We start from the raw sequence: 16,890 nt of genomic DNA, 5'->3' as shown, positions 1-16,890 counted from the left end.
CCGGCCACGGCCGGGAGAGTTATTGGCCGCTGTCGATGATGGACTGCATCTCGGACTGAGCGTTCGAGAAAGCGCCATCGACGTCATCGCCGAAGATCGCGGCGTTGGTGAAGGTTGCCCAGGGGCCATTGGCGCTGTTGATCAGATCGTTGAACTGCAGCGTATAGGGTGTCTTGGCAACGGAGATTGCCTTCAGGCCCACCTGCATGCGCGGATCGAGCCCGGCAAGCACCTGATCGGCAATGTCCCCGCGTGTCGGCAGGCTGCCGTATTTGGCCAGGACTTTCTGGCCGTCCATCGAATAGATATATTCGAGGAATTCCTTGACGGCATCGATCTTCTTCGTGCCCTTGGTGATGACGAAATTGTCGCCGCCGGCAAAGGACGATGCCTTGCCATCAACGCTTGGGATCAGCGTCACGCCGAAGTTGATATCAGGATATTGCGTGACGAGCGTACCGATGGCGAAGGCACCAAGGCTCTGCTGGCCGATCTTGCCATTGGTGAAGGTCAGGAAGTTCGTGCCGTTGTCGCTCGCGGCACTCGCCGGAACGAGGTCCTTCTTGACCATGTCACGATAGTAGCCGACGGCCTTGCGCATCTGCGGCGTATCGAGCGTTGCGGTCTTGCCATCCTCCGAGAGGATATCGACACCCGCACCCCAGACGAGCGGCGTGAAGGTGAAGATCATGCAGCCGCCGCAGCCGCCACCGGAGAAGTAGAAGCCGTAGGTGTCATCACCGAGCTTGCGGATCTTCTCGGCATTGGCTTCGATTTCCTCCCAGGTCGTGGGCGCCTTTTCGGGGTCGAGGCCGGCCTTCTTGTAGAGGTCCTTGTTCCAGGCGAAGACAGAGGTTTCGACTGAAAGCGGCAGGCCGTAGATCTTGTCCTGATAGGTGCCGAGCTTGACATGCGACGGCGACAGCGAATTGAAATAGGGCAGGCTCTTGGCCCAGTCGGTCAGGTCTTCGAGCTGACCGGCCGCCGCGAAGGCCGGGGTGTAGATCAGGTCCATCGACAGGGCATCGGGCGCTTGGCCGCCGGCGATTGCGGTTGCGTATTTCTGCACTAGTTCGCCGAAGGGCACTTCTGTGGTAGCGACTTGGTTTTCATGGCTCGCATTATAGGCCTCGACAACCTTCTTGAAGGAATCGCCGATACCGGTGCGGACCCACATTTCGATCTTTTCGGCAGCCGAAGCTGTCGAAACCAGGCAGAGTGTGGCAAGGCTGGTTGCCACCATTAGACGCTTCATCATTGGCTCTCCTCCCAAATTGGCGCGTCTCCTTCGCGCCGTTGCTATATTCCGAGGGTGTCACCCCCCGCATGATTGCCGCACGACGAGACGGCACGGCAGTTTCCTGATGCCTGGCTCTACCGGACGTCCCTCCGCAAGCGCCAGAACTGTCAATCCGGCCTGCCGCCCCAGTTCCTTCAATTCCATATCCACCGTCGTCAGCGGCGGACGCGTCTGGGCGGCGACAATCTCCCAATTGTCGAAACCGACCACCGAAACATCCTGCGGCACCCCGATGCCGCGTTCGCGCAGCGCATCGATGACACCACGCGCAATCTGATCGTTGCCGCAGAAGATGCCGTCGGGCTTTTCGCCGTTGCCGCTCCACATTCTCGCGACCGCTTCGTGGCCCCAGCTTTCCGACCAGGCTCCAAACAGAACCGGCCGCTCCTCTCCCGCAACCTTGCGATAGGCATCGGCCCGCTCGCGCACCGAAAAGAAATTCTCCGGTCCGGTGACATGGGCGATCCGCTTGCGCCCGAGCTTTGCCAGCCATTCGATTGCAAGCCGCGCGCCCTGTGCATCATCGGAGCGGAACGTCACGGTTCCCGGCGCTCCCTCCGTAAAGGCGTAGACCACGGGCACGTTCAAATTCGACAGATCGACCGGCAACCGTCTGTCCAGACGCTTTCCTGTCGCAATTATGCCGTCGACCTGTTTGTCGAGCATCGCCTCCACATGAATCTGCCCGAGTGCCGGATCCTCCTCGATCGCGCATAGAAAGACCGAAACACCATGATCAACGAGAGCATCCGATATGCCCGCCATGACCGGCAGGGTAAAACGACCATAGGTATCGTTGGTGAGAAGCCCGATCGTGAAACTGCGCTTGCTGAGCAAGCCTCTTGCCAAAGCGTTCGGTCTGTATCCGATCTCCGCCGCGATGCGCTTGACCCGCTCGCGCGTTTCCGGACCCATCCGGCCCGTATCGTTCAGCGCCTTCGACGCCGTCGAGATGCTGATTCCAGCAGCCGCCGCGACATCATGAATGGTGATCCGGCCTTTTCTTCCTCCTGTTGTGTCCAGTCGCTCCTCCATCGAACTCGCAATGAGAAAACCTTTTCTCATGGAAATTGTCAAGTGAGAAAAGGTTTTCTCATCTATCGCTAATCGATCCAGGGCTGGTTGAAGAGGAGAGAATTGATGTCAACGATGAGCCGGCTTCTGATCGAAGCTGAGCACCACAAGGCTTGTCAGCGTGCGAGCTCAATCACTTACAGATATCCGACGTGCTTGCCGAACGGAACATCCTCATCCAGGGTGCCGGTACCGATGCGCTCGCTCTCGCCGGACAGGCGTTCTTCGGTCGGATCGGAACTCTCCGCATGGGGATGGGTGGAATGATGGTCGAGATGCCGCTCCGCTGCCGGATCGTCATCGCTATCGATACGATCTTCATTGCTCACAGCGGTGTGGTGATCGTCTTTTTTCCCACTGCCAGCGCTGATCTTTGCTTGCCGCTCGGCGACCCAGGCATTGTCAGGTTCGGAGCCGATGGAGGTGCTTTGGTCTACATGCGTGGCCGAGGAGGCTGCTGTGGGCGAGGTGGGCGCAATCTTTTCGACCATTGAAACTCCCTGGCTTATGGCCTGACTGGCAGGCCTGGCTATGATGTCTGTCGCCCCAAGCGGGTGCGCATGGGGATCGATGCTGATCTGGTCGCGACCTCTCATCTTGGCCGCGTAGAGCGCCAGATCGGCCCTTCGATAGATATTATTGGCATGGTCTCCGCTCATGACACAGGCGATGCCTGCAGAAAAACTCTAGCGGAAGCTGAGGTGATCGGCCAGCGGGCGAGACTGCCTGACGGCAACCAGCATGCGATTGACGATCTCCGCCGCCTCTTCGGGAACCGTGTTCGGAATAACCAGAACAAACTCTTCGCCGCCGGCGCTGCCGAGAACAGATTATCCAAACCTTGAACTACCTGCCCGGTGTGAAGAAACGGTTAGCCGCTTCGCATATGCGCAGATCGTCTCATTGCCGCTGCCGCCACCGGCGCCGCTGTCCCGGCTTGCAACGGAACATTTCACTATTCCGATAGGCGGAATAATTACTTCCACATTCTACCGATTAACGGATTCCAGTGAATGGCTATTGTTGGTGCCAGGCCAGCAAGGGTTGTTGGCGGATTTGTTAAAACGGAGAACCAAGATGAACCGACTGGTCCTTTCCCTGATGCTGGCAACCGTCAGCCTCGCTCCCCTTTCTGAAGCCGCAGCCGCTCCTGCCAAGCAGGTTGCGATGACCCGGCAGGCGCCGGTGACCGTTCATTATCGTTCGGCCAAGATCGATGGCGTCAACATGTTTTATCGCGAAGCCGGTCCGGTTGATGGTCCTGTCGTCCTGCTTCTGCACGGCTTCCCGACATCCTCGCACATGTTCCGCAACCTCATTCCCTTGCTTGCCGATCGTTATCACGTCATCGCACCTGACTATCCGGGCTTCGGTCAGAGCGATGCACCCGATCACACCAAGTTCGCCTACACCTTCGGCCATTATGCTGACATGGTCGATACGCTCATGACTAAGCTCGGCGCCAAGACCTACGCCATGTATCTCATGGATTACGGCGCGCCCGTTGGCTATCGACTGGCGCTCAAGCATCCGGAACGGGTAAGCGGGCTGATCGTCCAGAACGGCAACGCCTATGAAGAAGGCCTGCGCGAATTCTGGGATCCGATTAAGGCATACTGGGCAGACGGTTCCGCGGAAAAGCGCGAGGCCCTGTCCAATCTCGTCGTCCTCGAAACCACCAAGTTCCAGTACACCGATGGCGTTAAGGACCTCACCCGCATCAGCCCCGACAACTGGGTTCACGATCAGGCCCTGCTCGATCGGCCGGGTAACAAGGATATCCAGCTCGATCTCTTCCATGATTACGGCACGAACGTTCCGCTCTACCCGCAATTCCAGGCCTTCTTCCGCGAACGCAAGCCGCCGACCCTGATCGTCTGGGGCAAGAACGACAAGATCTTTCCGGAGGAAGGCGCGCATCCTTACCTGCGTGATCTGCCGGCCGCTGAAATGCACCTCCTCGACACCGGCCATTTTGCCCTTGAAGACAAGCTGGATGAGATGGCGCCGCTCATTCACGACTTCCTCGACCGCAAGATTGCAAAGCAATAATCGCTTTCATGAGAGCCCGCGCATTCAGCGATGAACACGCGGGCCTTTCGCTGCTAATTGAAATGCCTGTTGGACCTCAGCTTTCCGACCGCGAAATCGATGAAACTCCGCACCTTTGCCGAAGCATACCGGCCTTCCGGATGGACGACATGGATCGGCAACGCCTCCTCCTCATAACTAGCCAGGATCGTGCGCAATTCACCTGCCTCAAGCTGCGGCGCAATCTGGTAGGACAGAACGCGCGTCAGGCCCCAGCCGCGAGCTGCCGCCGAAATTGCCGCCTCGTTGGTGTTGCAGAAAAGCCGAGGATTGACGTGGACGGCAGACTTCTTCTGCACCCCGAATCGCCATTCGAGCGAGGTCCAAGCACTGGTCGATGCGATAATGCGATGCTTCGACAGATCGCCGGGGGTCATGGGGACGCCATGCTTTTCAAAATAGGCAGGCGATCCGCAGATCACGCGCCGCACCTGGCCGACGCGCGTCGCGGTGAGGCCGGAATCAGGCAGATGGCCAATACGGATCGCAACGTCGATGCCTTCGTCGATCATGCTGACGACGCGGTCGACAAACAGGCCGCGACCGACGACATCGGGATAAAGATCCAGATATTCGGTCATCAGCGGCAGGACGAACATTGTCCCGAACATGGCAGAAGTGGTGACGGTGAGCGTGCCCGTCGGTTTGCCGTAGGCGCCGGCTGCGGCCGCTTCCGCCTCCGAGAGATCGGCGAGAAGTCTCTGGCAGTCCGCAAAATACTGGGCACCTGCTGCCGTCAGTTTGACGGATCGGGTCGTGCGCGTCAGAAGGCGTGTCCCTATGACGTCTTCCAGGGCAGACACGATGCGCGTGACGGCCGGAGGGCTCATGTGGAGTTGCCGTCCTGCGTCTGCAAAGCTCTCAGCCTCCGCGACTTTCACGAAGACCCTCATTGCCTGCCATCGATCCATGCGACACACATTTGTCTTGAAGAGCTTAAGTCCCGGACAGAGATTTAAGCGCTTTTCTTCCGATCGCAATCTATCAATCCCATAGGGGCAAGCTGCTGGGCGAAAGCATCTTATTTCGGTGGCGGTGGTTCCATCTCCTTGACGAAGGCGAGCAGTTCCGAAGCGATCTCTGGAATACCGAAAACCGTGAGCTGTTGTCTTGCGACTGTGCTGACCTCTTTATCGCCTGCTTCGATCGCCAGCGCGAGTTTCACGGTGATATCGGCAAGCAAGTCGAAACTGCCTCCGCGTTTTGCTGCGTCGATCTCCGCGCCGCTCAGCGCCAGATGTTTCGCCTCGATCTCCAGAGATCGGAGAGCGTTGAGATCATTTCTCGCGTTTGCGATAGCAAGTTCGATTTGTATGCGCATGATCGGGGTGATGAGATCTTTGCTCACCGTATTCTCTCCATAGGCCTCAAACAGCGCTCGTCTCGTCGGTCGCCGTTTCGAGCCTGTCGGTAAAGATGTCGTGCGACGCTTTGGCCGATGAAACGATCGGAGGCCCATTCGGTTCGCGGACGGAATATCGTCGATGGATCAATCAATACATCCGGCCGCACCGGGCCTGAACAGAGGTTGTGCTGAAGGCTTTCTTCCGCGTGGCGAAACAATCGGAAGAAGCTGGCATACGGAGCCGCTTCACAAGGCGGACCCACACCAAAGAACAGTTCCTGACATGTCGAGGCTCTGCTAACCGTCGTAAAGCTCCGACAGAATGCTATAAACCGAGACCATTGAATTCCGCTTCGAGGAACGCCATGCCCCAGCCCGTCCTGTTCTCGCCCTTCACCGTGCGCAATCTCGAACTCGTCAACCGTATCGTGATCGCGCCCATGTGCCAGTATTCGGCTGTGGACGGCTGCATGACGGATTGGCACCTGATTCATCTCGGACAGCTGGCGCTTTCCGGGGCCGCGCTTCTGACCATCGAGGCAACTGCCGTCGTTCCCGAGGGACGCATCACCTTTGCCGATGTCGGCCTCTATGACGATGCTTCCGAGGCGGCCATGGCGCGCACGCTCGAAAGCATCAGAAAATGGTCGGACATGCCGATCGCCGTGCAATTGGCCCATGCCGGACGCAAGGCCTCGACCGAGGTTCCCTGGCGAGGCGGCGGTCAGTTTCCACCGACTGATCCGAAGGGATGGCAGACCGAAGCGCCCTCCGCTGTCGCTTTCAATCCGAATTACGTGCCGCCGACCGCATTGGATAGCGATGGCATGAAGCGCGTCCGCGATGCCTTTGCTGCCGCCGCACGGCGGGCGGCAAGGATCGGCATCGACGCCGTTCAGATCCATGGCGCCCACGGCTATCTGTTGCACGAATTCCTGTCGCCCTTGTCGAACCAGCGAACCGACGAATATGGCGGTTCGCTGGAAAATCGCGCCCGATTCCCGCTGGAGGTTCTCGACGCCGTCCGGGACGCCTTTCCTTCCGAACGGCCGGTGACAATGCGCGTTTCCGCCACCGACTGGGTCGAGGGCGGTTTGGAGATTTCCGAGAGTGTCGAATTTGCCGGGATGCTCGAAGCACACGGATGCGACGCCATCCACGTATCGAGCGGCGGCTTGGACCCTTCGCAGTCGATCCCGATCAGTCCGAGCTACCAGGTGCCGCTCGCCAGGGCGATCAAAAGCGCCGTCAAAATGCCGGTCATCGCCGTCGGCTTGATCACCGAGCCGACGCAGGCCGAGGCAATCGTAGCAACCGGCGATGCAGACCTGATCGCGCTCGCCCGGGCCATCCTCTATGATCCGCGCTGGCCGTGGCACGCGGCTGCCGAGCTTGGCGGGCAAGTGAAAGCGGCCAACCAGTATCTCCGGTGCCAGCCGTCGCAGTTCAAGACCCTGTTTGCAAAGTGATGCCTAGGTCTGATACTCGCGCCATCGCGTGGAGGTCTCGGAGAAGCCCGCCGGGACCATCCTCTGCTGCGGGAGCCAGGCCGAGCTTCGTCAGCCAGCACCACATGCTGAGCCGATGGAAAAGCGTGTAGAGCCAAAGCGTTCGTTCGATATCGGAGTGATCGACGGAGCCGTATCCTTCAAGGATGGGCTTATAGCTGCGCGGATCTTCATGTGCCGAGCAGAAGAGGGCTTTGGCAAGATCGAAGAGCCTGTCTGCTGCCCGCGCATTGCCGAAATCGACAAGCCCGCTGAGCTGAAGCCTGCCGGCATCGCCGCGCAAGGCCAGTACATTGCCCTGATGGAAGTCGTCGTGGCAGAGCACGGCATTGCTGCTTTGCTGCAGAAGGCCGAAGTTTCCTTCTGCCAGCTGCCGCAGACGGCGCCCAAGATCGGCATCGCCGCCTAGGTCGCGAAAGCGCCGGAACACGTCTTCGAACGCCGATGTCATATAGTCCGCATTCGTCGATATCGGTCTGTCGATCCCGTGGCCGAATACGTAGCCATAGGCTGGCATCGCCATCGCATGAATGCCTCTCAGCAACTCCCCCATCTGCCGATAGGCTTGCTCTATATCCGGCTCGGCCATCCAGTCACGCAGCGCGCGGCCGGGCAGCAGCGGCAGCAAGGCGTAGCGCAACGGCAGGAGGCTTCGCGACTCGTCGATCTCCAGCCAGTTTGGCGCAAGCCGCGTCAGCTCCGTGAACCAACCCGCCACAAGCTTCTCTTTCGCCGGTCCCCATTCAGGTTTGTCAGGATAGATCTTGAGGACCAGCGGTTCGATGTCAGCGCCGGCAAGGTCGATCCTGTAGACTTCCGTGCTGCCGCCATGCAGACGGGCAAAGCCGCCGGCGACAAGGCCAGGATCGAGGTTCTGGACGATCTGCTGAACGGTTTCTCCATCAAGCTCTATGGTCGTCCGTCTTTCTGGTGCCATGTCCAAAGCTCCCTTGCGCGACGCTCGCAGCCGATTTTGAGAGGCGGTGCCGGAAATTGCGAACCAGAGAATGCCGCCCGGATGACAGACGACGCAAAATTCGGCTCAGAGTGCTTTGACCCGTCTCACCGGTCAATCTCGTTCCGCAGAAATTATACCCTCGGCTGAGGGAGCAGCCTGGAAGCCGGAATGTGGTTCAGGGAAGGTCCCGATGCCGCGGCAGTGGACTGGCGATCATTGAGCCGAGTACCCATATAGGCGTCAGCGAAGCAGACCTTGACGATCCCCGTCAATTTCGCGCCTTTGGAAAGGACATCTCTATGACGACAGAACGTGCGGTACTTGCTGGCGGCTGCTTCTGGGGAATGCAGGACCTTATTCGACGGCTTCCCGGCGTTGTTTCAACGCGTGTCGGTTACACGGGCGGTGAAGTTCCCAATGCAACCTACCGCAACCATGGCAACCATGCCGAAGCGATAGAGATCATCTTCGATCCGCAAAAGACGAGCTATCGCGACATCCTGGAGTTCTTCTTCCAGATCCATGATCCGTCGACCCGCAATCGCCAGGGCAATGACATCGGGGCAAGCTATCGGTCGGCAATCTTCTATGCGGACGAGAACCAACATCGCATCGCCGAGGACACGATCGCCGATGTGAACGCTTCGGGCCTGTGGCCGGGCAAGGTCGTCACGGAAGTCGTCCCCGTCGGCGATTTCTGGGAAGCCGAACCGGAGCATCAGGATTATCTCGAACGCATTCCGAATGGTTACACATGCCATTTTGCTCGCCCCGGCTGGAAGTTGCCGAAACGGCAGAACGTCGCCTGAGTTCGCTTTATTACCAGCTAAGTTGACCTCCGCAGCGGTGGCCCCTCGGCCGCCGCTTTTCTTTTGGAACTGTTCGATCCGATTGCAGACTATAGACTTCACTTTGCAGCCATCAGCAGGACTGCCGGGCAGGTCATCATAATGTGGTTGCAAGATGAAATGACCGTTCGAGCGCCGCGCACCCAAGACGCTGATCGCCGCTCGCCATCTTGCCGGCAAAGTTACTGGACATCCCGGCTTCGGAAGTTTAGTAGGTGCCCCGCTAACCGGTCGCAGCCCACCCGGTTCAACAAAACAAGGGATCCTACAATGAAAGTACTTGTCGTCTGCTCAGGCGGTCTCGACTCCATTTCGCTTGCATACAAGATTGCGGCGAACCACGAACTTATCGGCCTCATCTCCTTCAACTACGGTCAACGGCATGTCAAAGAGCTGGAATTCGCGGCTCTCTGCGCGCGAAAGCTCGACGTGCCACACGACATCATAGACATATCGAACGTGGGCAAGCACCTGACCGGCTCCGCCCTCACGGACGATGTCAAGGTTCCTGATGGGCACTACGCCGAGGAGACGATGAAGGCGACGGTCGTGCCGAACCGCAACGCCATCATGCTGTCGATCGCATTCGGACTTGCTGCTGCTCGTCACGCAGACGCCGTGGCGATTGCCGTCCATGGCGGAGACCACTTCATCTACCCGGACTGTCGGCCGGGGTTCATTTCAGCATTCGAGACGATGCAGCAGCATGCTCTTGAGGGATATGCCGATGTCAGATTACTTGCTCCATATGTAAACGCGACGAAGGCCGACATTGTCGCTGATGGCGCAAGACACCGAACGCCTTTTGAAGAGACATGGTCTTGCTACAAAGGCGGTCGTTTCCATTGCGGAAGATGCGGGACATGCGTCGAGCGCCGCGAGGCCTTCCATCTCGCAGGCGTCGAGGATCCGACCGTTTATGACGACCCGGATTTCTGGATCGCTGCGACGGGTGCGTTCAAGGCAGAAGAGGCGAAGTGATGTACCGGATCACCAAGGAGTTCCATTTTTCCGCCTCGCATCAGCTGTCCCACCTTCCTGATGACCATCAGTGCGCACGTCTGCACGGCCACAATTATATCGTGGAGGTCGAGCTTGCCGCGTTGGAGTTGAATGAGGACGGCTTCGTCCGTGATTATCACGAGCTTTCGCCGCTCAAGCGATACATCGATGAGACCTTTGATCACCGGCATCTCAACGACGCGTTGGGCCATGACCGGGTGACATCCGAATGGCTCGCCAAGCATTTTTATGACTGGTGCAAGCAGCGCCTGCCGGAAACCTCCGCCGTGAGGGTAAGCGAGACCCCGAAGACATGGGCGGAATATCGCCCATGACAGGCAAGGAACAAAAGATCCGCATCAGCGAAATCTTCGGACCGACGATCCAGGGGGAAGGGCCGCTCATGGGACTTCCGACCGTCTTCGTCAGAACGGGCGGCTGTGACTATCGCTGCGAATGGTGCGATACGCTTCACGCCGTCGACAGCGCCTTCCGCGACGAGTGGACGCCAATGTCGGTCGATGAGGTCTGGTCGAACGTGGAATCGCTCTCTCAAGGCGCTCCTCTCATGATTTCCCTGTCCGGTGGAAACCCGGCGACCCAGCCGCTTGGGCCGCTGATCGCCCGAGGAAAGCACGATGGCTATCAATTCGCCTTGGAAACACAGGGGTCGATAGCCCAGGACTGGTTTGCAGAGCTGGATCATTTGATCCTCAGTCCCAAACCACCGTCCAGCGGTATGGAATTCAAGCCGGGCGAACTGAGAAACTGCATAACTGCGGCTCGCAACGGCCCCAGGATCGCAATGAAGATCGTCATATTCGATGAAGACGACTATGCCTTTGCAAGGTCTGTCGCAAAGGATTTCAAAGAGCTTCCGATCTTCCTGCAACCCGGCAATCACACGCCGCCAGTGGATGAAGAAGCCACGATCGATCTCGAAGGAATACTGAACCGCATGCGGTGGCTGGTCGACAGGGTTACCTCGGACCGGTGGTTCGACGCTCGCGTTCTTCCCCAGCTTCACGTCTTGCTCTGGGGAAACATGCGGGGTGTGTGATCACCTTTGGGGAAGGTTGCGGCCCCGTGCAGAAGCGGTTGCGAAACTGCTATTTATTGGTGTGATTTGAATCGGCTATGGGCGCGCAGCTTGCGCGACCGCAAATGCTCCAATTCAGCGTTAGGCTAGTCTAACGCTGTTATCATGCCATAGGGGATGGGCGGACAATGTCGAAGACCTTGCTGGCGTCCGTGATCAGACATGCAATCGCATAACGATATCGCGACCGTAATTTCCGAAATTGCGACCAAAAATGTTAACGCCCCCGGTATGGCGGGCATCCTCCGCAATGCCGACCCTCAGCCGTATAGAAGAGTGCTGGGCAAGCGCGAGATCGTTTATCGTCACTTCTGATGCGGGAGCGCCGTCAACAAAGGTCCCCCTACGTGATATATGCCACGTCTTCTGCATCCCATATTGCGAGCCCTCCAGCTTCCACCATGGTGGAGTAAACGCACCTCGCTTATCGCCGTTGTCACCAGGCGAAGTCCACGTTCCGATGGCCACTCCATTGACCCAAAGTGTTATATCCGATGGCCAGTCGGCGTTCGTGCCCGGCACTTCCGACGAGAGTTCCAGAGAGAACTCGATTGCACGGATATCCTTGTTAAGGACTCTGGCATTGTTGGGGAATTTGTATTCCACATATCCCCTGCCGAACCAGATGAGCCCGGCCTGCATGCGCTGCGGATCAAGAAAGTAATCCGGAACGTCAAGGGGACCGATGACGCTTTCGGTGGAACAAAGTCCACACGGCGCGTAAACGTCACAACTAGTATACAGCCCGACCGGCATCTCGACCTCGATAACATCATCAAGCCGTTGAGCCGCGGTCTTTTCGAAACTGATGACGATCTCACTATAGATCGCTGAGCAGATTTTTTGGTTCCCTTTCCGTGCTTTGGCGAGCCGGGACTCGACGAGCCTCGCGTCTTCCAAAATCTGTATTCCAGTAGCAACTGTCGATTGGGGAAGGGAAAGGGCACGCGCAATGTCATTGATGTTCATCGGCCCTTCTGCGCAGAGAAGTTTAAGCATATCAACCCTCGCGGGTGCCGAGAGCGCGCGTATAGCGTCACTGTTCTCGCCAGCGAAAATTGTTAAAAACGCCCGCTCCATCATGTCCCCATGTTTTGCTCATGTGTATATCGGAAATTATGATGTATCAAGGGCGCCGGTCGGCCTGCTAGTCAGGCGGCCCAAGGAATAGAATTTTAGGGCAAACAGTGCGATCCGGCTGCTGTACGAATGCCGCTCAGCCAAGCCCGTCCAGCCTTGATTAAGACTGCGCAACGCCGCCGGTATACCGGGTACTCGAGTGTCCGTTTCGCGAGCGGCTGGAGAGAAGTCACAACAGAATGGTCGTATCCTACTGATATCTTGACTTCTGGTATATACCGGAAAGAATGGTTTTAATCGGGAGGAACTTCATGGCAGAAATCAGGCTTGAAAATGTCACCAAGAGCTTCGGCAATGTCAAAGTCATCGAAGATATATCCCTGACGATCCGTTCCGGAGAGCTCATGGTTTTTCTCGGACCCTCGGGCTCGGGAAAATCAACGTTGCTGCGGATGATCGCTGGGCTTGAAACGATTACGAGTGGGGCCTTGAGCATCGACGGTGTGCGAAGCGAGACGTTGGCGCCAGGTCAGCGCCGGCTGGCCATGGTTTTTCAGAACTACGCGCTCTACCCGCACATGACGGTCCGGGACAACATGGCTTTCGGCTTGCGAAACATAGGCATGCCAGAAAAGGATATCGACCTGCGCGTTGCCGAAGCGGCGCGGATGCTGGAGATGGATGCGCTGCTTGGGCGAAGGCCTGCCCAGCTTTCGGGTGGCCAGCGCCAGCGCGTCGCAATCGGTCGTGCAATCGTCAAGGACCCAACAGCTTTTCTCTTAGACGAGCCCCTCTCCAACCTCGACGCTGCGCTGCGCGTACGCACCCGCGTGGAACTTGCCGAGCTTCACCAGCGCATGAAGTCGACGATGATCTATGTAACGCACGACCAGACTGAAGCTATGACGCTTGCCGACCGTATTGTTGTACTAAACAATTGCAGGATCGAACAGATCGGCACGCCGATGGAGGTTTATCTCAGGCCAGCATCGAGATTTGTCGCGGGGTTTGTCGGCAGTCCTGCAATGAATTTTCTCCCTGTGGACCTGCTACCCGAAGGAATTTTGCGGCTAGGAGACGGAGCCGAATTGAAGATCTCGCCGCCGCCGTCAGGCCCGGGTCGCTACGAACTCGGCATCCGGCCGGAAGCCGTACGGGCCGTTGAAGGCGAAGGTGCCAGCGCACGGGGCAGTGAGGCCAAAGTTGGTGTCGTGGAGCGGCTCGGCGATCGAACGCTCCTCTATTGCAGCTTGAAGGATGGCAGCGAGGTCATTGCACAGGATGGAGGACGTTGCAATGTTCAGCCGGGCGATACCGTCTTCATCTCATTCGACATGACTGCCGTCCATCTCTTCGACAAGGACGGAAAGGCGCATCACGTACACTGAGGAGCAAAATCTCTTCTTATACGGAACGGCAGCTCTTGCTGACGTTCCGTATCATCCCTTGATGCCGGCTGACAGGGTAATTGCTTCTGTCACGCGCCGCTGAAACACCAGATAGGCGATTGCCACCGGCAGGCCGGCCAGCACGGCTGCAGAGAGTTGCCGGGCATAATAGACCCCGAAGGCATCGTTGACCTGCGTAATACCGACGGTGATGGTCATCATGTCGGTCTTCGTCACGGCAAGGAAGGGCCAGAGAAAGGCGTTCCAAGACCAGATAAAGGTGACGATCGCAAGTGCCGCCGTGACACCCCAGTTCATTGGCATGTAGACCCGCGTCAGGATGCGCCATTCAGAAGCATTGTCCATGACAGCGGCCTCGCGAAAATCCTTCGGCACTCCATCGAAGAACTGCTTGTAGACGATGATGATCACAGGGTGGATCAATTGCGGAAGTACGATGCCGCTCCATGTGTTGAGAAGCCCGAGGCTTGCCACAAGTTCGAAGTGATTGACGATCATGGTTTGCATAGGGACCATGAAACTCGCCAGGATTAGCCACCAGAGTGGGCGGCGGAGCGGAAATTCGAGCTGCGATATCGCATAGCCGCAAAGAAGCGATGAAGCGACGGTCAGTACGGTGATCGCCAGTGCCGTCACGATCGAGTTCAGATACCAGGTCCCGATCTGGGTCTGAGTCAGTGCGAAGACATAATGCGAGAGGGTGAAGGTGTCTGGCCATAGTTCGATGTAGGGCCTTACCACTTCGTCTTCCGGTTTGAGCGACGAGACGACGCCCCAATAGAGCGGGAACGCCCAGAGCACGGCGATGACGACGGTCGCCAGCGTGATCGCAAAACCTGCCACATTTAAGCGCTGGACAGTTGTTGAGGTCATCGCGCGCCTCCCTTCGACAGACGTGTGAGCTGGAAGTTGATGACCGAGACGACGATAACGATCACGAAAAGGACGACTGCAGCCGCGGCGGCACGACCTCCCTGGTCGGACTGGAACGCGCGTTGGAAGACATAATAGACCAGGACAAGGTTGTCGTTGGGGCGGCCACCAGTCGAAAACAGGTAGACCTGGTCGAAGATCTTTAGCTGTAGGATCAACTGTATGGTGAGCACCAAGGCCGTAATCGGCCACATGAGCGGCCATGTAACTTGCCGGAACGTCGCCCAGCGGCCGGCATTGTCGAGAGCGGCCGCTTCATAAATCTCGGCGGGGATTGAACGAAGACCGGCAAGAAACAGAAGGATGGAGAAGCCGGCAGTCCACCAGATGGTGATGAAGGCGACGGCGGGCATAAACCAGCCTGTCGACTTGAAAACTGGGACCCGGCTTATCCCTATCATGTCAAAGAGATACATTGCGATTCCGAACTGGAAGTTCAAAGTCCAGTCCCAGATCAGGTAGACGACCGACACGGGCAGGATATAAGGCAGAAAAAACAGCGCCAGGACGAAGGCCTGCATCCGGCCTGCAAGCCGATTGATGCCGAGAGCAATGGCAAAGGCGGTAAATGTCCCAGGTACAACCGTTAGCAAGACAAAATAGGCTGTGTTCCACAGTGCAGTGTCGAAACGCCGTTCACCCCAGAGGCGCACATAGTTATCGAAACCGACATACGCGCCGCTGCCGATCAGAGGAGCGTCCGTGAAACTGGTCAGGAAAAGTCTGATCAAAGGGTAGATAAAGACCAGACCGTATATCGCCACAAAAGGCGCAACCAGTACCGCGGCGATCAAAGCCTCGCTTCGTTTATTCCTGAGCATGATTAATGCAAGCTTCCTTCGTTCCAATAAGGGGATCGTGAGGGCTGCTGACAGGTCGGAGCAATGTGCCGCGACCTGTCGTAGAAGGTGTTAGAGATCGTTGAGTTCGGTCTTGATCTCCTCGACGGCTTTAGCCGGATCCATCTCATTGTTGAGAGTTGGAACGAAGTAGTTGGACATCACATCGAAGATCGGTCCGGCCACGCCGGCGAGTGGCGTCTTTGGATCGAAGATCATGTTGGCCGTCAGAGGAGAATAGGTAGCGTTCGGCTGCATGGCTTTGTATTCAGCACTCTGGGTGACCGGTCCATAGGCGGGGATGTGGCCTGCACTTGCCCAGTAGAGCGAGTTCTTCGAAAGCCAGGAAATGACTTCCAGCACGGCTGCTCTTTTGTCCGCCGTCATGTCCTTTCCTTTGTTGGCGGGAATGGCAAAGGTATGGCTATCTGCGTAGGTCGAGGCATGCTTGAAAAGCACGGGAAGCTCGACGGCACCCCATTCAAAGAGTTTGCCCTGCTTGTGAAGGTCGACCATGGTCGGCACTTCCCAAACCCCATTGATCATCATTGCGGCCTCGCCTGATGTGAAAAGTGCGACAGTCGCGGGATAATCGGTATATGTCGATTGCAGGTTTTCCTTGGTCCACCCCTGGAGGAGGGCAAGCGCGTTTTGCAGTTTCTGCGCGTTGTCACCCGCGAGGAATTCGCCGTCGGTCAGAAGTTCTCCGTCCTGCTGACCCATCAAGGAGTAGATTGTCCGGAACATGAAGTTGCCATCGGCAGTGACCGATCCAAGCGGGAATTTGACGCCGGCTTTCTTCAGCCCCTGCAGAGTTGCCTCGAAATTTTCCCGGCTGTCGAGCCCCTTGGGCTTGCCGTCCTCGGTCAGCAGACCCGCTTTAGCCAGGATATCCTTATTGTAGTAGAGCACGATCGGATGGGTGTCGAAGGGAACGGCATATTGTTTGCCGTCTATCGTAACGGCATCCCACGTGGTTTCGGCATAGTCATCTTTCGCAAGACCCATCTTGGACCAGTCGTCAGCAGTTATTTCCTGGAGAATCCCCTGCTTCACCGCCAGCGGAATCCGGCTGGCGTGATAAGTCATGATATCGGGTGCTTCGCCGACCGAGGCTGCGGTCTGAACCTTGGAGTAAAACGGCGTGCCCCATTCCAGCGTGGTCGCCTCGATCTTGATTTTCCCTTCATGGGCCTTGTTGAAATCGGCGATCATCTGCTTCATGCGCACGCCGTCACCACCGCTGAGAAAATCCCACCAGGCGACCGTTTCCTGTGCATGGGCAGCGGACCCGCATAGTGCAGTTGCGACCACAATGCACTTGGCGAGCTTCAGCATTCTGAACATGATATTTTCCTCCCTTTTTGCTCGCGGCCTCCCGCCGCCAACATGTTTCACTACAAA

The 16,890-nt window shown here is 57.5% G+C and carries 18 protein-coding genes; 8 read left to right on the top strand and 10 right to left on the bottom strand.

What is annotated here, in order from left to right; translation table 11 throughout:
* Positions 1 to 19: 19 nt before the first annotated feature.
* The 3 genes from FHT82_RS01685 to FHT82_RS01675 all read right to left on the bottom strand — a co-directional run bounded on the left by FHT82_RS01685 (position 20) and on the right by FHT82_RS01675 (position 2,865).
* Positions 20 to 1,258, bottom strand: a complete 1,239-nt coding sequence (locus FHT82_RS01685; RefSeq protein WP_183725715.1) for a sugar ABC transporter substrate-binding protein — start codon at positions 1,256 to 1,258, stop codon at positions 20 to 22.
* Positions 1,259 to 1,315: 57 nt separating this feature from the next.
* A complete protein-coding gene (locus tag FHT82_RS01680) occupies positions 1,316 to 2,365 on the bottom strand; it encodes a LacI family DNA-binding transcriptional regulator (RefSeq protein WP_183725713.1) in 1,050 nt (349 codons plus the stop codon).
* 146 nt (positions 2,366 to 2,511) lie between these two features.
* Complete coding sequence (locus tag FHT82_RS01675) at positions 2,512 to 2,865, bottom strand: hypothetical protein (protein ID WP_183725711.1); 354 nt, start codon at positions 2,863 to 2,865, stop codon at positions 2,512 to 2,514.
* A 69-nt stretch (positions 2,866 to 2,934) separates the two neighbouring features.
* Between FHT82_RS01675 and FHT82_RS01670 the strand changes: the two genes are divergently transcribed.
* Entirely contained in the window at positions 2,935 to 3,219 is a 285-nt protein-coding gene (locus FHT82_RS01670; RefSeq protein WP_183725710.1) for a hypothetical protein, read from the top strand.
* 232 nt (positions 3,220 to 3,451) lie between these two features.
* Positions 3,452 to 4,426, top strand: coding sequence for an alpha/beta hydrolase (locus FHT82_RS01665; protein WP_183725708.1), 975 nt, complete (start codon positions 3,452 to 3,454; stop codon positions 4,424 to 4,426).
* Positions 4,427 to 4,479: 53 nt separating this feature from the next.
* Here FHT82_RS01665 and FHT82_RS01660 read toward each other — a convergent pair whose 3' ends face one another.
* Entirely contained in the window at positions 4,480 to 5,376 is an 897-nt protein-coding gene (locus tag FHT82_RS01660) for a LysR family transcriptional regulator (RefSeq protein WP_183725705.1), read from the bottom strand.
* 110 nt (positions 5,377 to 5,486) lie between these two features.
* Positions 5,487 to 5,813, bottom strand: coding sequence for a hypothetical protein (locus FHT82_RS01655; RefSeq protein ID WP_348647570.1), 327 nt, complete (start codon positions 5,811 to 5,813; stop codon positions 5,487 to 5,489).
* Positions 5,814 to 6,175: 362 nt separating this feature from the next.
* On the opposite strand from FHT82_RS01655, the gene FHT82_RS01650 reads away from it, so the two are divergent.
* Complete coding sequence (locus tag FHT82_RS01650) at positions 6,176 to 7,279, top strand: NADH:flavin oxidoreductase/NADH oxidase (protein ID WP_183725703.1); 1,104 nt, start codon at positions 6,176 to 6,178, stop codon at positions 7,277 to 7,279.
* Here FHT82_RS01650 and FHT82_RS01645 read toward each other — a convergent pair.
* Entirely contained in the window at positions 7,257 to 8,255 is a 999-nt protein-coding gene (locus FHT82_RS01645) for an aminoglycoside phosphotransferase family protein (RefSeq protein WP_183725701.1), read from the bottom strand. The two genes, FHT82_RS01650 and FHT82_RS01645, sit on opposite strands and share 23 nt — an antisense overlap.
* 320 nt (positions 8,256 to 8,575) lie before the next feature.
* On the opposite strand from FHT82_RS01645, the gene msrA reads away from it, so the two are divergent.
* The 4 genes from msrA (at position 8,576) to queE (ending at position 11,186) form a co-directional block, all read left to right on the top strand.
* Complete coding sequence (gene msrA, locus FHT82_RS01640) at positions 8,576 to 9,085, top strand: peptide-methionine (S)-S-oxide reductase MsrA (RefSeq protein WP_183725699.1); 510 nt, start codon at positions 8,576 to 8,578, stop codon at positions 9,083 to 9,085.
* Positions 9,086 to 9,394: 309 nt separating this feature from the next.
* A complete protein-coding gene (queC, locus tag FHT82_RS01635; RefSeq protein ID WP_183725697.1) occupies positions 9,395 to 10,105 on the top strand; it encodes a 7-cyano-7-deazaguanine synthase QueC in 711 nt (236 codons plus the stop codon).
* Entirely contained in the window at positions 10,105 to 10,461 is a 357-nt protein-coding gene (queD, locus tag FHT82_RS01630) for a 6-carboxytetrahydropterin synthase QueD (protein WP_183725695.1), read from the top strand. The genes queC and queD overlap by 1 nt, the downstream gene beginning before the upstream one ends.
* A complete protein-coding gene (gene queE / locus FHT82_RS01625; RefSeq protein WP_246698024.1) occupies positions 10,458 to 11,186 on the top strand; it encodes a 7-carboxy-7-deazaguanine synthase QueE in 729 nt (242 codons plus the stop codon). Before queD ends, queE begins: the two co-directional genes overlap by 4 nt.
* Before the next feature lie 195 nt (positions 11,187 to 11,381).
* On the opposite strand, the gene FHT82_RS01620 is transcribed toward queE, so the two are convergent.
* Positions 11,382 to 12,308, bottom strand: coding sequence for an ArsR family transcriptional regulator (locus FHT82_RS01620; RefSeq protein WP_183725691.1), 927 nt, complete (start codon positions 12,306 to 12,308; stop codon positions 11,382 to 11,384).
* Positions 12,309 to 12,616: 308 nt separating this feature from the next.
* Here FHT82_RS01620 and ugpC point away from each other — a divergent pair, with 308 nt between their 5' ends.
* Positions 12,617 to 13,693, top strand: coding sequence for a sn-glycerol-3-phosphate ABC transporter ATP-binding protein UgpC (ugpC, locus tag FHT82_RS01615; protein WP_183725689.1), 1,077 nt, complete (start codon positions 12,617 to 12,619; stop codon positions 13,691 to 13,693).
* Positions 13,694 to 13,744: 51 nt separating this feature from the next.
* Here ugpC and FHT82_RS01610 read toward each other — a convergent pair whose 3' ends face one another.
* From FHT82_RS01610 to FHT82_RS01600, 3 genes are all read right to left on the bottom strand, one after another.
* Entirely contained in the window at positions 13,745 to 14,587 is an 843-nt protein-coding gene (locus FHT82_RS01610; protein WP_183725687.1) for a carbohydrate ABC transporter permease, read from the bottom strand.
* A complete protein-coding gene (locus FHT82_RS01605) occupies positions 14,584 to 15,468 on the bottom strand; it encodes a sugar ABC transporter permease (RefSeq protein ID WP_183725685.1) in 885 nt (294 codons plus the stop codon). The genes FHT82_RS01610 and FHT82_RS01605 overlap by 4 nt, the downstream gene beginning before the upstream one ends.
* 90 nt (positions 15,469 to 15,558) lie before the next feature.
* A complete protein-coding gene (locus FHT82_RS01600) occupies positions 15,559 to 16,833 on the bottom strand; it encodes an extracellular solute-binding protein (RefSeq protein WP_183725683.1) in 1,275 nt (424 codons plus the stop codon).
* Between the last annotated feature and the right edge of the window lie 57 nt (positions 16,834 to 16,890).

Source organism: Rhizobium sp. BK275, assembly GCF_014193555.1.
GTDB lineage: Bacteria > Pseudomonadota > Alphaproteobacteria > Rhizobiales > Rhizobiaceae > Rhizobium.
The sequence above is the reverse complement of the archived record's forward strand: the minus strand, read 5'-3'. Positions and strand labels throughout refer to the sequence as shown.

What these genes read in the sequence shown, in the direction of transcription:
- ugpC (WP_183725689.1), top strand. Translation starts at nt 12,617, where the DNA reads ATGGCAGAAATCAGGCTTGAAAATGTCACCAAGAGCTTCGGCAATGTC.
- FHT82_RS01650 (WP_183725703.1), top strand. Translation starts at nt 6,176, where the DNA reads ATGCCCCAGCCCGTCCTGTTCTCGCCCTTCACCGTGCGCAATCTCGAA.
- FHT82_RS01675 (WP_183725711.1), bottom strand. Translation starts at nt 2,865, where the DNA reads ATGGTCGAAAAGATTGCGCCCACCTCGCCCACAGCAGCCTCCTCGGCC.
- FHT82_RS01670 (WP_183725710.1), top strand. Translation starts at nt 2,935, where the DNA reads ATGGGGATCGATGCTGATCTGGTCGCGACCTCTCATCTTGGCCGCGTA.
- FHT82_RS01680 (WP_183725713.1), bottom strand. Translation starts at nt 2,365, where the DNA reads ATGAGAAAAGGTTTTCTCATTGCGAGTTCGATGGAGGAGCGACTGGAC.
- FHT82_RS01685 (WP_183725715.1), bottom strand. Translation starts at nt 1,258, where the DNA reads ATGATGAAGCGTCTAATGGTGGCAACCAGCCTTGCCACACTCTGCCTG.
- FHT82_RS01600 (WP_183725683.1), bottom strand. Translation starts at nt 16,833, where the DNA reads ATGTTCAGAATGCTGAAGCTCGCCAAGTGCATTGTGGTCGCAACTGCA.
- FHT82_RS01660 (WP_183725705.1), bottom strand. Translation starts at nt 5,376, where the DNA reads ATGGATCGATGGCAGGCAATGAGGGTCTTCGTGAAAGTCGCGGAGGCT.
- FHT82_RS01610 (WP_183725687.1), bottom strand. Translation starts at nt 14,587, where the DNA reads ATGACCTCAACAACTGTCCAGCGCTTAAATGTGGCAGGTTTTGCGATC.
- queC (WP_183725697.1), top strand. Translation starts at nt 9,395, where the DNA reads ATGAAAGTACTTGTCGTCTGCTCAGGCGGTCTCGACTCCATTTCGCTT.
- queD (WP_183725695.1), top strand. Translation starts at nt 10,105, where the DNA reads ATGTACCGGATCACCAAGGAGTTCCATTTTTCCGCCTCGCATCAGCTG.
- queE (WP_246698024.1), top strand. Translation starts at nt 10,458, where the DNA reads ATGACAGGCAAGGAACAAAAGATCCGCATCAGCGAAATCTTCGGACCG.
- FHT82_RS01645 (WP_183725701.1), bottom strand. Translation starts at nt 8,255, where the DNA reads ATGGCACCAGAAAGACGGACGACCATAGAGCTTGATGGAGAAACCGTT.
- FHT82_RS01605 (WP_183725685.1), bottom strand. Translation starts at nt 15,468, where the DNA reads ATGCTCAGGAATAAACGAAGCGAGGCTTTGATCGCCGCGGTACTGGTT.
- FHT82_RS01620 (WP_183725691.1), bottom strand. Translation starts at nt 12,308, where the DNA reads ATGATGGAGCGGGCGTTTTTAACAATTTTCGCTGGCGAGAACAGTGAC.
- msrA (WP_183725699.1), top strand. Translation starts at nt 8,576, where the DNA reads ATGACGACAGAACGTGCGGTACTTGCTGGCGGCTGCTTCTGGGGAATG.
- FHT82_RS01665 (WP_183725708.1), top strand. Translation starts at nt 3,452, where the DNA reads ATGAACCGACTGGTCCTTTCCCTGATGCTGGCAACCGTCAGCCTCGCT.